The sequence below is a fragment of the Burkholderia arboris genome, from assembly GCF_038723655.1.
Classification (GTDB): domain Bacteria; phylum Pseudomonadota; class Gammaproteobacteria; order Burkholderiales; family Burkholderiaceae; genus Burkholderia; species Burkholderia arboris.
This window is the reverse complement of sequence record NZ_CP109823.1, coordinates 1,141,486-1,153,660: the sequence shown is the minus strand read 5'-3', so window position 1 is coordinate 1,153,660 and position 12,175 is coordinate 1,141,486. Positions and strand designations below refer to the sequence as shown.

Genomic DNA, 12,175 nt, shown 5'->3' with positions numbered 1-12,175 from the left:
GGCGGTTGTCCCGCGCGGGAGCCGGTACGCGTCAACGCAGCGGCGTGCGGATTTTTCCATCGACCTTCAACGTGCGCCGGTCGTGCGCGGCCTCGTATTCGACCGTCTGCGCGGGCGTGACCGCGCCATAGGAGCGGCCGTTCACGTAGACGATGCCGTCGCGCAATTCGACCCGGTCGCCGTTGACCGTCGCGGTGGCCCGCTCGCCCTGCAGCACCGCGCCCGAACAGCCGGCGGTCGAGAAACTGCGGACCGACGTGCCCGGCATCGCGGCGTTCCCGCCGCCCTGATCCGCCGCATGCGCCGCACTGCAGGGCAGCGCATCCATGCTGCCGGCGGCGTGGAGCGACTCCGCACCGATGCCGCCTCCGGCAAGCAACGCAATCGTCATCGGCAACAGCTTGTTCATGGTGATCTCCGTGGTCCGCGGTTGCCGGTCGGCGCCCGGTCGACGCCCCTGCCCGCCGGTCGGCCAGCGATGCCCAGTATGCGTCCAATTCGCCGCGCGCGGCCATCCGCTTCAGTACCCGTCTCGGCCCGTTGCGGCAGTTCCGGGTGCGTCGATCCGCGCGGGAGCCGGGTCAACCGGCTCACCTGAAAACCCCCTTGATCAAGTTGCGACTCGCAACTATTATTGATTGCGATACGCAACCTTCTGGGGCTGACCATGGACCTCATCGACGCGCCCGCCAAGCCGCGCGACGCAACCATCCTCGAGCTGCGCGACTTCTCGCGCAAGCTGGTGCGCGAGCTCGGCTTCATGCGGGCGACGCTGGCCGACAGCGACTGGGCGCCGTCGGCCGTTCACGCCATCCTCGAGATCGGGATGGCGCCCGGCATCAACGCGAAGGATCTGGGCGCCATCCTGCGGCTCGACAAATCGAACACGAGCCGCCAGCTCGCGCGGCTCGAGGCGGCCGGTGTCGTGGAGCGGCGCGTGTCGAGCGAGGATGCGCGTGCGATCGAGCTGTACCTGACCGCCGAAGGGAAAAAGCTCCAGAAAAGAATCGACACGTTCGCGACCGATCAGGTGTCGAATGCGCTGCGCCGCATGATTCCGGCCGACCAGCAGGCGCTGCTGCGCTCGCTCGCGCTGTATGCCGATGCCCTCGCACAGGACAACGCAGCCAGGGCGCCCGCGGCAACCGTCGACGCGCCGGCGATTCGCGAAGGCTACCAGCCGGGCTGTATCGGCGATGTCGCGAGCCTGCACGCCCGCTTCTACGCGGAGCACTGGGGCTTCGGCGCCTTTTTCGAGAAGCGGGTGGCAACCGAGCTGGCCGAATTTGCGGGCACCTTGCCGGCCGACGGCAAGGCACTGTGGCTCTGCCAGGAAGACGGCCGGACGCTCGCGTCGCTCGCGATCGACGGCGATCCCGCGACCGGCGTCGCGCACCTGCGCTGGTTCATCGTGAACGATGCGTTGCGCGGGTCCGGCGTCGGCCGCCAGATGATGGCGCTGGCGATGCGTTTCGTCGATGAACGGCGGTTTCGCGAAACCTATCTGTGGACGTTCAAGGGGCTCGATGCGGCGCGGCACCTGTACGAATCGTTCGGCTTTACGCTGACCAGCGAATCTGCGGGCACGCATTGGGGAACCGAGGTGGTCGAGCAGCGTTTCAGCCGGCCCGGGCCATCCGGCGGCTGATGTCGGCGGACAGCCTTCGCGTCGTGTCGAATGTCGCCATCGTGCTCGCCTCGAACAAAAAAGGACTCACCCATGCTCGAACGTGTCGCGGCCCTCATGCTCTGCGCGGCGGCCGCCGCGCCGGCCGCCGTTGCCGCGCAACCCGATGCCGCAACCGGCACCCACCGGATAGACCGGAAGCTCACGCAGTGCCTGAACGATCCCGAACACGCGTCGACAGGCGGCCAGACCGAATGCGTCGACGATGCGGGCCGTGCGTGGGACGCGCAACTCAACGCCAGCTATCGCGCGCTGCAGGCAGGGCTGCCGGCGGCGGACCGGCCGGCGTTGCTGCACGCGCAGCGCGCGTGGCTCGCCCGCCGCGACGCCGACCTGAAGCTGATCGGCGCCGTCTATGCGACGACGCACGGGACGGTCTACGCGCCGATGAATGCGAACGACGTGATGGCGTTGACGCAGCAACGCGCGCTGACGCTGCAGCGCTTCGAAGCGGATCGCGCGGCGCGCGGCTTCAGCCTGGCCGGGCGCCTGCCGCCTTCGACCGCCGAATCGACCGGGCGCGCCACCGCCGTTCCGCAACGCGGCGCGCGCTTCGAACGCGAGCACTGCGCGGCGCTCACCGGGCTCGACGCGAAAGGCCGTTGCGCAGCGCAGGCCACGCCGCTGTACATGCAGGATATCGACGACGTGACGAACGCGATCGAACGCCGCCTGCCGCGCGGATCGCGCGACACCATGCGGACGTCGTCGCAGAAATGGCGTGCGTTCGTCGCCGCGCAACCGCCGTTGATCGACGCGCTTTACCCGAAGGCCAGCGCTTCCGGCGTGCCGCCGTCCGTCGCGATCGAGACGCGCGACGAGGCTGCCGCCCGCCTGCGGCAACTCGTGTCTGCCGAGGACAGGATCGGCGCCGATTGACGCCGTTGCGCAACGCCCGCGCGTGCGGATCGCGGCGCGCAGCCGCCGCTCATTTGATGCGCTGCATCCGCACGATCCCCCAGATGAACAGGCCGGTGACGACGAGGGTCACCAGGATCGAAAGCCAGATCGAATTCGTCTTGATCCACGTCCCGAGAAACGCCGCGGCGAACACGCCGACCGCAACCCATTCGAGCGCCTTGTCGAGCCGGCCCTCCCGGTAGCGCGGCTTGCCCGGGGTGTCGCGGGCGGCTTCTACCTCCTGTCGCGCGCGCGGCGCGCAGGCGGGAAACGCATCGGCAAGCGCCCGGCTCGGCCACGGATCGACGTCCGCATGCGCGTCGCCTACCCCCGTCGTGCGCCATACGGCGTCGGCATCCGCCGCGCGACGCAACGCCCGAATCTCCTGGGCGAGGCCCGCCTCGGGCGCCCGCTGTTGCTCCAGACGCGCGACCTGCGCAAGCTCGGTCGCGAACGCGTCGTTGCTGTCGCTCACGTCCGGCAAGCCGCTCGTGCGCACCAGCACGAATTCCCCGAACGCGGCGGCCACGTAGTCGACGAACGCGTCGTAGATCGTGCGGTAGCGATCGCCGAGCAGCGCAACGAGCGGCTCGCGGCGGGCCGCCGCGCGCGCCAGCGCACTCGCCTTCGTCGTCACCAGATACGGATAGCGCGCATCGCGCTCCTCCGGCGTTGCGCTCTCCAGATACTCGTCGAGCTCGGCCGCCTCGTCATCCGGATCGAAATCGTCGATGCAGTATGCGAAGCGGATATCGTCGGGCCCGAACAGCACGCGCCAGAACAGCGGGATGAACGCGTTCGATTCGAGCGACGGGCCGCCCGCCGCGAAGTAGGACTTCAATTCCCCCTTGCGGCCTTCGGGCATGCGCGGCCACGGCGGACTCTCCAGAAACACGGGATGGGACATATCGCGGGCCCCCAGTCGGAATGATCGGATGGTTGTTGTTCGATGCAACTTTCACCAATGCACGACAGGCCGGGGCATTCTGTCCGACTTTACAAACGCTGTCATCCGGATCTTTCGGGTGCCATTCCGGGCAGCGTTCGGGAGGCGAAGTCGGGCCGGGCGATCAACGTCGGACCACCCGGCGCGCGTTCGCCCGGGCAGACGCTAGCCGCTGAAGGCCTCGCCCGCGGGCTGCCGCACCGCTGCAATGTGGTTGGCCGCCACGTAGCCGAACGTCATCGCCGGGCCGATCGTCGAGCCGGGGCCCGGATAGGTCTTGCCCATCACGGCCGCCGACGTGTTGCCGAGCGCGTACAGGCCGTCGATCGCCGTGCCGTCGGGCCGCAGCACGCGTGCATGCGCATCGGTACGCAGCCCGCCCTTCGTGCCGATCTCGCCCGGGTCGATCCGCAGCGCGTAGAACGGCGCGCGCTCGATCGGCCCGAGGCACGGGTTCGGCTTCGACGACGGATCGCCGTAGTAGCGGTCGAACCGGTTGCCGCCCTTGCCGAATTCCGCATCGATGCCGGTTGCCGCATAACCGTTCATCCGTTCGACGGTCTGCGCGAGACCGCCGGCGTCCACGCCGATCTTCGCGGCCAGTTCGGCCAGCGTGTCCGCACGATAGATGACCGAGTCGAGCCAGCCGGCCGGGATCCGGCTGTCCGGTTGCACGCTGCCAGGCAGCAGCACGCCGCACGGATAGCGCTGGCGGTATTCGGCATCGAAGACCAGCCACGCGGGCACGCAGGCCTGCGTTTGCGCATGATCCGCGATCATCGCGTGGATCACGTCCGGGTACGGCGCGGATTCGTTGACGAAGCGCCGCCCGAGCCCGTTGACCATCACGCAGCGCGGCGCCGAGCGCTCGACGAACAGCCCGCGCTGCTTCTCCTCGCCCGGCACGCGCACCGTCGGCACCCCCCAGACGAAATCCATCAGCGCAACGCCGGCGCCCAGCGCGAGCCCCGCGCGAATGCCGTCGCCGGTATTGATCGGCGGCGCCGCGCTCCACTCGGCGCGCGTCGGCTTCGGCAGGTACTGCTCGCGCATCGCCTGGTTCGCCTCGAACCCGCCGCATGCGAGCACCACGCCGTGCGTCGCGTGGATGCCGACCGTGCGCCCGTTCCGTTCGACGACCACGCCGTTCACGCGTGCGCCGTCGGACCGCAACGCGCGCATCGGCGTGTCGAGCCACAGCGCGATGCCGCGCTGCGCGAGCGCCGCGCGCAGGCTTGCCACCAGTGCATTGCCGAGCGTGAGGCGCCGGTCGCGCGCCGTGCGGCGGCGCCAGCGGAAATCGGTCGCATAGCGCAGCATCAGGCGCGCGGTGAGCCGCAACCAGCCGCGCTCCTTCGTGACGATCGTGTGCGCTTCGATCTGCGTCATCGCGATGCGGCCGGCGATCAGCGTGGCCGGCGACGGTGCGCGCAGCGTGTCGAAATGCGTACCGAGGCGCGCGGCATCGAACGCCGCCGGCTCCATCGTCCGGTAGCCGGGCTTGCCGCCGACGCGATCGGGATAGTAGTCGGGATAGCGCGGCACCGCGTGAAAGCGCGTCTGCGCGTGCTGCGCGAGATACGCGACCATCTTCGGGCCATGCTCGAGATACGCATCGATACGCGGCCGGTCGAAGTCCTCGCCCACGACCTCGCGCAGATACGCAATCGCTTCGTCATACGAATCGTTTCCGCCGAGCGCCGCGATCTGGTCGTTGCAGGGAATCCAGATGCCGCCGCCCGAAACGGCCGTCGTCCCGCCGTACACGGGGCTTTTCTCGACGACCAGGACCGACAGGCCCTGATCGTGGGCGCGCAGCGCCGCCGTCATCGCGCCCGCGCCCGAGCCGACCACCACCACGTCGTACGTGGCGTCGCCGGCGCAATCGTGTCGATCGCCTTGCATGATGGCCGCCCTCCGGTCAGATCGTGGACAGGCGGCTCGCCGCCTCGGCCGGCACGTCGGCGAGCTGGCGCCAGCACGCATCCTCGCCACGGTACTCGTGCACCTCGACACGCGCGTGCTGCGCGGACAACGCGTCGACGTCGGTGTAAAACTGCCGGTACCACTCGCGCAACCGGTAGATGGGCCCGTCGCCTTCGCACAGCAGCGGATTGTCGACGCGCGTCTTGTGCTCCCAGATCGCGACATCCTCGCGGAATGCCGATTGCGCGGCCTGCACGTAACCGTCGACCATCGCGCGGCTCTGTTCGTCCGACAGCGCGGGATCCTTCCGGACCATCACGCCGAAGCGCAGCTCGAAGCGGTTCGTGTCGATCGGCACGTTGCTGTTGAGCAGGATCGAGCTGACCGGCGTGCCCTGCGCCTCGCCCGTCATCAGCGTCACGTGGTACGCGGGGCCGAAGTACGCGGAATCGGCCGTCAGCCGTCCGCTTCCGGCCAGCCGCGAGCTGGTGCCGCGCAGCTTCTGATAGGCCACCGGGCCCGCGAACGTATTGCAGAAGTAGTCGATCGGCGCGCCATGCACGGGGCCGAAGTGCACCATGTCCGACTGGTTGTCGATCAGTTCGCGGCAGTTCGTGTCGATCACCCACTTGACGATGGCCCAGTCGCTCCATGCATCGGAAAAACACGCGTCGATTCGCGGAATCGCAACCGACGGATCGGGTGCATTGCCTTCCGGATCGTTCCACACGAACAGCAGACGGTTCTGCTCCATCGCCGGCCACGACTTGATGCGCGCCTTCGGCGGAATGCGTGCCGAATACGGAATCGCCGCGCAGGTGCCGTCGCCGGCCCACGACCAGCCGTGAAACGGGCACACGAGCGTGTCGCCGTCGACCTGCCCGCGCCCGAGGTCGGCGCCCATGTGCGGGCAATAGCCGTCGAGGATGTGCAGCTGCCCGCCCTCGCCCTGGAACACCGCGACGCGCGTGCCGAAGATCGACAGGCCGTGCGCGCGGCCGTCGCGGTAGTCGTCGGCCAGCCCCAGGCAATGCCAGCCGCGTGCGTAGCGTGCGTCGATGGGGGCGGCGTGAATCCGGTGAATGGGGCGCTGGGTCGCCAGCACGGTGGTATCGGCCATGGATCGTCTCCTCCAGTCAAAGATGGGCGCCGCCCGGCATCTGCATGACCGGCCCTTGCCCGCGAACGCGCCGGCCGGGATTCCGGCCGGAACGCTATGTCACAAACACTATTATTTGTGCCGCATAATGGCACAAAATTCATTTATGTGACAACGTGTGCGAAAATGCCGTTCCGACGGGTTCGGTCGGTGGATCGACACACGCCGCGCGGCATGCGGCATCGAGGAAAGGCATGGATCGGCAACTGCGCTGGGGCGACGCCAGCAGGATGGACAGCGTCAATGATGGGCGAAACGCGATCCTGCGCGCGGCGCTCGACGCGATGATCGAACACGGGATCGACAGCCTGTCGATCGACGACGTCGCGCGGCGCGCCAATATTTCGCGGCGTACGCTGTACCGGTATTTCGGCACGAAGAAGGCGCTGATCCAGGGTGTGATCAGCGTCCAGAACGCCGAATTCTTCGACGAGATGCAGCGCGCGCTCACCGGCTTCGAGCACGATTTCGATGCCTACTGCGAGGAGAGCGTGTGCTTCGCGGTGCGCTACCGCGATCGCCATCACGGCGGCTTTCACCACAACTACCTGGCCACGAACCTGTCGACCGACGTGTTCGGCTTCATCGTCGAGAACATCGCGCCGATGTGGCAGCGTGTGCTGGACAAGCCTTACCGCGCGTACGTCGCGGTGCGCGGCGCGTCGGCGCCCGCGCTCGACGACATCATCGCGCTGGTCAGCCGCATCGGTCTCGCGTACTGCCTGGTTCCGGCGGACGAGCCCGCGATGCGCGCGCAGATGCGGATTCTGTGGCCGGCGCGCGCCGAACCGGCCGGCAAACCGGTTGCGGCCAAAAGGAAGGCCGTGCAGTAAGCGATACCGGGCGCACGAGGCGTCCGAAATCCGGATAATGTTTGCCCCGCCCATTCACATGACGATGGATCACCTCATGACCCACGGTGTCTCCGTGACCGGCCGCACGCTGGATCGCGCCGAATTGATGCAACTCGTCGAAGGCTCGCCGGCGCCCCTTCGCCTGGAGGACTGCGACCTCGAAGGAGCAGACCTGTCGCGCCTGGATTTGCGCGGCGCGCGCTTCGAGCGATGCGCGCTCGCGGAAGCGTCGTTCGTCGGCGCGACGCTCGCGCACACGTCGTGGATCCGCTGCCGGGCCCGTCAGGCCGATTTTGCGTCGTGCGACCTCGAGGACGCCGCGTTCCAGTCATGCGACCTCAACAATACGAGCTGGCGGCGCAGCAAGCTCGGCTCGGTCCGGTACACCGAATGCAGGCTGACCGGCGCCGATTTTGAGGAATCCAGATCGCTTGGCCTCGAATTCGCCAGCACGCTGCTGGTTGGCGCGAGCCTGCGGCGCTTTTCGTTCCGGAAGACCCGGCTCGTGGCACTCGATTTCTCGGACGCCGACCTCGCCGGCGCGGACTTCCGCGACGCCGTGTTCGAAGGCGGCAGCCTGCGCAACGCACATCTGAGCGATGCCCGGTTCGAGGGCGCCGACCTGCGCGACGTGGATCTGGGCGCCATGCCCAAGCTGCTCTCGTCAGGCGTGCTGCGCGGCGCGACCGTCTCCTACGATCAGGCGGCCATGATGATCGAGAATTTCGGGATCCGGGTCGCGTAAGGGGTCGCCCCGCCTGAACGCGATTTCGCGGCGCGGGCCCCCGCGCCGTCTAATATTCTCATCACTTCGACCACATTTCGGCCGCCCTCCATGCGCTTGCGAGCGCAATACGCGACCGGCCCAACCACGTCGCCGGCCCGCGAATCCCTAGGGGAAAATCCGGAGACATCCTTACAGCGATTTGCCCGATGATTCACGAGAGCGTCATATTTCGGCGATTTCGCTGAATGCCAGGCTTTCAGTTCGTGTCGTGCAGCAGATGCCGCCATGCGGCAAACGCGACGATCGAAACTTGAAACGGCAGCCGTGGGCGAATCGCCGGGTGTTCAATACTTTCAACAACCCGGTCGAGAGTAATCGTGAGAATCCGTGGCCCGCTGGTGCGGTGGAGACGAGGCGATGCGCGCAATTGGCGCGCCGCGATCGCGTCCCCCGACGACCGTGACGGCTGGCGAAGTCCTCGCCTGCCGCTGTCGATCTACACCATCCTGTCCCGCCGTTCCGTTCGCCGTCACAACGCCGTCGCCGCCCGCGCGTCCGTCGCGATCCATACCGACGACGTGGCGTCGCTGCTGCCTTAGCGCTCCGCCCCTTTCCCCGTATCCGTTCGACCTGCGTACCGTGTCGCCTGACCGGCGACGGGACCGGCTCACGCTGCGTTTGCACGCGAGCCATGCGCAATATCGCACGGACTCCTGATTTCATTGCGTCGCCCGTGCTCGTCGAGAGCACCGGTCACGCACGCCTGTTCCATCCGATGAACCGTCGCGCGCCACCCCGCCCATTGCGGCTCGGCGCGCGCACCGCCAGGGAAAACTTCGTCATGCGAATCCGCACGCTTCGCCGCGCCATTTCAGCCGCCGCCCTCCTGTCGATCGCCGTCGCCGGCACGACCGCCCACGCAGCCGGCGAGCTGAACATCTACAACTGGTCCGACTACATCGCGCCGGACACGATCCCGAACTTCCAGAAGCAGACGGGCCTGCACGTCCGCTACGACAACTACGACAGCGACGACACGCTGCAGGCGAAGCTGCTGTCCGGGAATTCAGGCTACGACATCGTCGTGCCGACGTCGAACTACATGGCCAAGCAGATTCAGGCGAGCGTCTACCAGCCGCTCGACAAGTCGAAGCTGCCGAACCTGTCGAACCTCGATCCGCTGCTGATGAAGATGGTCGCCGACGCCGATCCGGGTAACCAGTACGGCGTGCCGTGGGCCTACGGCACCGACGGCATCGGCTACAACGTGCAGGCCGTGAAGAAGGCGCTCGGCGACAAGGCGCCGGTCGACAGCTGGGCGCTGGTGTTCGATCCGGCCAACATGGCGAAGCTGAAGAGCTGCGGCGTGTCGTTCCTCGACCAGGCCGTCGACGTGTTCGCCGCCACGCTGCAATACATGGGCAAGGACCCGAACAGCACGAACCCGGCCGACTACCGTGCCGCGTACGAGGTGCTGAAGAAGGTGCGCCCGTACATCACGCAGTTCAATTCGTCGGGCTATATCAACGATCTCGCGAACAACGACCTGTGCGTGTCGTTCGGCTATTCCGGCGACGTCGGCATCGCGCATCGCCGCGCGGCCGAGGCGAAACGGCCGTACGAGATCCGCTTCGCGAACCCGAAGGAAGGCGGCCTGCTGTGGTTCGACATGATGGTGATCCCGAAGGACGCGCCGAACCGCGACGCCGCGCTGAAGTGGATCAACTACCTGCAGGACCCGAAGGTCAACGCGGGCATCACCAACGCGGTGTTCTATCCAACCGCGAACAAGGCCGCGCGCCAGTACGTGAAGCCGGCCATCGCGCGCGATCCGTCGGTGTATCCGGCCGACGAGATCTTGAGCAAGATGACGCTGCTCAAGCCGATGCCGCCCGAGATCCGCCGGCTGCAGAACCGGCTGTGGGCGCAGCTGAAGACGGGGCGTTGAGCGGGGCGCCGCGCGACTGAACCGTGCCTGCGGCGGCTCGCGCCGCAGGCGCGCCCGCATCGGCAGCCGTCGAAGCGATCGCTCGAACTATCGCGCGCCCGGTGCATGCGCCATCGCCAGCGCATCGTCGACGAACCGGATCACGTCGTCGAGCGACGACGTGCACGCGGCATCCGGCGCCAGCGACTCGAACGCACCGTCCGGCCCGAAGCAGACGAGCGGCTTGCGCCAGCGTTGCGCCAGAGAAATTTCCTGGGCCGTACCGTGCCCGCCCGGCAACGCGACGATCAGATCGCTGCTCAGCACGTTCACGTAGTTGCGGTTGATCGTGTGCGGATCGGCACCCGGTTCGCGGCGCGGCAGCGGCGTGAGGATCGGAATGTCGACGAACGGATGCGGATAACCGTCGAGCGGCACGAAGCCCGCGAGCGGATCGGCCTGCGTCGGCACGATGCCGATCGATCGGCCGGCCCGGCCGGGCACACTGGCGAACGCGCGCGCGACCGCCAGCATCACCCCCTGCCCGCCGCCCGTCAGCAGGTTGAACCCGGCCTGCGCGAGCCACGCGCCGAGCGGCTCCGCAAACGCGAGCCACGGTTCCTTGCCCGAGCCCATCACGCCGATCGTCTTGTTTTGCTGTTGCATCGTGGTTTCCGGTGAAATCGTGGCGGCGCGCGGACGCACCGCGCTCATTCGAGCTCGACGCCCTTGAGTTCGGGAATCAGGAACACCGTCGCGATCATGTCGAGCACGTAGAGGCCGGCGAGCAGCGCGATGGCGGTCTGGAACGAGTAGTGCGCGGCGAGCGCACCGACCGCGACCGGGCCGAAGCCGCCGACCGCGCGGCCGATATTCCACAGCACGTTCTGCGCGGTGGCGCGTGCGGCCGTCGGATAGCCTTCCGACATCAGCGTCCCGTAACCGCCGACCATCCCGTTGACGAACATGCCCATCAGCGCGCCGGCCCACAGCATCGCCGCCGGGTCCGACAGCCGCGCATACGCGATGACCGTCACGACCGATCCGAGCTGGTACAGCAGGAACGTCGGCTTGCGCCCGATACGGTCGGCCAGTTGTCCGAATACCCAGACGCCGACCATCATCCCGACGACGGTCGCCGCCGTCCACAGCCCGGACTTCGTCAGCGAAAAGCCCATCTGCTTCGACAGGAAGGTCGGCAGCCAGATCATGATCCCGTAGTAGCCGAAGTTCTGGACCGAACACAGGATCACGATGCCGAGACTCGTGCGCGCGGTGCGGCTATCGGCGACGAGCATGCGGAACGCGTTGGATGGCGGCTGCGTCGCACGCTGCACGAACGCTTCCGGCTCGTGGAGCTTGTTGCGCATCACCCATGCGAGCAGCGCGGGCAGCACGCCGACCACGAACATGCCGCGCCAGCCGATGTGAAGCAGCAGCCACGGCGTCAGCAGCGCGGCCAGCAGCACGCCGACCTGCCAGCCGAGCGCGACGTAGCACGACACGCGGGCGCGCTTGCTGGCCGGCCACGCTTCCGCCGCGAGCGCCATGCCGATTCCGAACTCGCCGCCGAGGCCGATGCCCGCGATGGTGCGGTAGACGAGCAGATCCCAGAAGCCGCGCGCGAATGCACACAGGCCGGTGAAGATCGCGAACAGCAGGATCGTCCAGGTCAGCACGCGCACACGCCCGTAGCGGTCGCTCAGCGCACCGAACACGATGCCGCCCGCGACCGCGCCGATCAGTGTCCACGTCACCAGCGCGCCGCCCTGCCCGGGCGTCAGCTGCAGCGCCGCCGTGATCGCCGGCAGCATGAAGCCGAGGATCAGCAGGTCGAAGCCGTCCATCGCATAGCCGATCGCCGATCCGGCCAGCGCTTTCCACGCGTACGACCCGACCTGCTCCACGCGCGGGGCCGACGGGCCGCCGAGCGTCGAAGATTTCATGTTTGCTGCCATGGTGTCCTGCCACGAATGTCCGGCGACATTCTAAGGCCTGTGCCCACGAACGACGGGCGCGGGCGCGCGTCGGCCCCCGCTTGGCCGGCGG

11 protein-coding genes are annotated in these 12,175 nt (G+C 67.8%); 5 read left to right on the top strand and 6 right to left on the bottom strand.

The window, feature by feature from the left end:
* Positions 1-31 precede the first annotated feature (31 nt).
* A complete protein-coding gene (locus tag OHZ10_RS37715) occupies positions 32-409 on the bottom strand; it encodes a hypothetical protein (protein ID WP_059241222.1) in 378 nt (125 codons plus the stop codon).
* Between the two features lie 258 nt (positions 410-667).
* On the opposite strand from OHZ10_RS37715, the gene OHZ10_RS37710 reads away from it, so the two are divergent.
* Together OHZ10_RS37710 and OHZ10_RS37705 are read left to right on the top strand one after the other, a co-directional pair.
* Positions 668-1,648 carry a helix-turn-helix domain-containing GNAT family N-acetyltransferase gene (locus tag OHZ10_RS37710; protein ID WP_342706208.1) on the top strand — a complete coding sequence of 327 codons (981 nt, stop codon included), beginning with the start codon at positions 668-670 and terminating at the stop codon, positions 1,646-1,648.
* Between the two features lie 72 nt (positions 1,649-1,720).
* A complete protein-coding gene (locus OHZ10_RS37705; RefSeq protein WP_256087684.1) occupies positions 1,721-2,566 on the top strand; it encodes a lysozyme inhibitor LprI family protein in 846 nt (281 codons plus the stop codon).
* A gap of 49 nt (positions 2,567-2,615) precedes the next feature.
* Here the strand turns inward: OHZ10_RS37705 and OHZ10_RS37700 are convergent, their stop codons facing one another.
* From OHZ10_RS37700 to OHZ10_RS37690, 3 genes are all read right to left on the bottom strand, one after another.
* Entirely contained in the window at positions 2,616-3,494 is an 879-nt protein-coding gene (locus OHZ10_RS37700; protein WP_342706207.1) for a hypothetical protein, read from the bottom strand.
* Between the two features lie 204 nt (positions 3,495-3,698).
* The gene (locus tag OHZ10_RS37695) at positions 3,699-5,438 is read right to left on the bottom strand and encodes an FAD-dependent oxidoreductase (protein ID WP_256087682.1); all 1,740 of its coding nucleotides are present in this window, start codon (positions 5,436-5,438) and stop codon (positions 3,699-3,701) included.
* 16 nt (positions 5,439-5,454) lie between these two features.
* Positions 5,455-6,579, bottom strand: coding sequence for a Rieske 2Fe-2S domain-containing protein (locus OHZ10_RS37690; RefSeq protein ID WP_342706206.1), 1,125 nt, complete (start codon positions 6,577-6,579; stop codon positions 5,455-5,457).
* A 233-nt stretch (positions 6,580-6,812) separates the two neighbouring features.
* Here OHZ10_RS37690 and OHZ10_RS37685 point away from each other — a divergent pair, with 233 nt between their 5' ends.
* From OHZ10_RS37685 to OHZ10_RS37670, 3 genes are all read left to right on the top strand, one after another.
* Positions 6,813-7,451 (top strand): TetR/AcrR family transcriptional regulator, encoded by a 639-nt coding sequence (locus tag OHZ10_RS37685; protein WP_342706205.1) that lies wholly within the window; start codon positions 6,813-6,815, stop codon positions 7,449-7,451.
* A gap of 76 nt (positions 7,452-7,527) precedes the next feature.
* On the top strand, positions 7,528-8,217 hold the full coding sequence (locus OHZ10_RS37680; RefSeq protein WP_342706204.1) for a pentapeptide repeat-containing protein: 690 nt from the start codon (positions 7,528-7,530) through the stop codon (positions 8,215-8,217).
* A gap of 823 nt (positions 8,218-9,040) precedes the next feature.
* The gene (locus OHZ10_RS37670; RefSeq protein ID WP_059242401.1) at positions 9,041-10,147 is read left to right on the top strand and encodes a polyamine ABC transporter substrate-binding protein; all 1,107 of its coding nucleotides are present in this window, start codon (positions 9,041-9,043) and stop codon (positions 10,145-10,147) included.
* A gap of 87 nt (positions 10,148-10,234) precedes the next feature.
* On the opposite strand, the gene OHZ10_RS37665 is transcribed toward OHZ10_RS37670, so the two are convergent.
* Both OHZ10_RS37665 and OHZ10_RS37660 read right to left on the bottom strand, forming a co-directional pair.
* Positions 10,235-10,792, bottom strand: a complete 558-nt coding sequence (locus OHZ10_RS37665; RefSeq protein WP_420874429.1) for a DNA-binding protein — start codon at positions 10,790-10,792, stop codon at positions 10,235-10,237.
* Positions 10,793-10,836: 44 nt separating this feature from the next.
* Positions 10,837-12,084, bottom strand: a complete 1,248-nt coding sequence (locus OHZ10_RS37660; RefSeq protein ID WP_342706203.1) for an MFS transporter — start codon at positions 12,082-12,084, stop codon at positions 10,837-10,839.
* Positions 12,085-12,175 lie beyond the last annotated feature (91 nt).

Coding starts and splice junctions, on each gene's coding strand:
- OHZ10_RS37670 (WP_059242401.1), top strand. CDS start 9,041: ATGCGAATCCGCACGCTTCGCCGCGCCATTTCAGCCGCCGCCCTCCTG.
- OHZ10_RS37690 (WP_342706206.1), bottom strand. CDS start 6,579: ATGGCCGATACCACCGTGCTGGCGACCCAGCGCCCCATTCACCGGATT.
- OHZ10_RS37685 (WP_342706205.1), top strand. CDS start 6,813: ATGGATCGGCAACTGCGCTGGGGCGACGCCAGCAGGATGGACAGCGTC.
- OHZ10_RS37665 (WP_420874429.1), bottom strand. CDS start 10,792: ATGCAACAGCAAAACAAGACGATCGGCGTGATGGGCTCGGGCAAGGAA.
- OHZ10_RS37695 (WP_256087682.1), bottom strand. CDS start 5,438: ATGCAAGGCGATCGACACGATTGCGCCGGCGACGCCACGTACGACGTG.
- OHZ10_RS37705 (WP_256087684.1), top strand. CDS start 1,721: ATGCTCGAACGTGTCGCGGCCCTCATGCTCTGCGCGGCGGCCGCCGCG.
- OHZ10_RS37715 (WP_059241222.1), bottom strand. CDS start 409: ATGAACAAGCTGTTGCCGATGACGATTGCGTTGCTTGCCGGAGGCGGC.
- OHZ10_RS37700 (WP_342706207.1), bottom strand. CDS start 3,494: ATGTCCCATCCCGTGTTTCTGGAGAGTCCGCCGTGGCCGCGCATGCCC.
- OHZ10_RS37680 (WP_342706204.1), top strand. CDS start 7,528: ATGACCCACGGTGTCTCCGTGACCGGCCGCACGCTGGATCGCGCCGAA.
- OHZ10_RS37660 (WP_342706203.1), bottom strand. CDS start 12,084: ATGGCAGCAAACATGAAATCTTCGACGCTCGGCGGCCCGTCGGCCCCG.
- OHZ10_RS37710 (WP_342706208.1), top strand. CDS start 668: ATGGACCTCATCGACGCGCCCGCCAAGCCGCGCGACGCAACCATCCTC.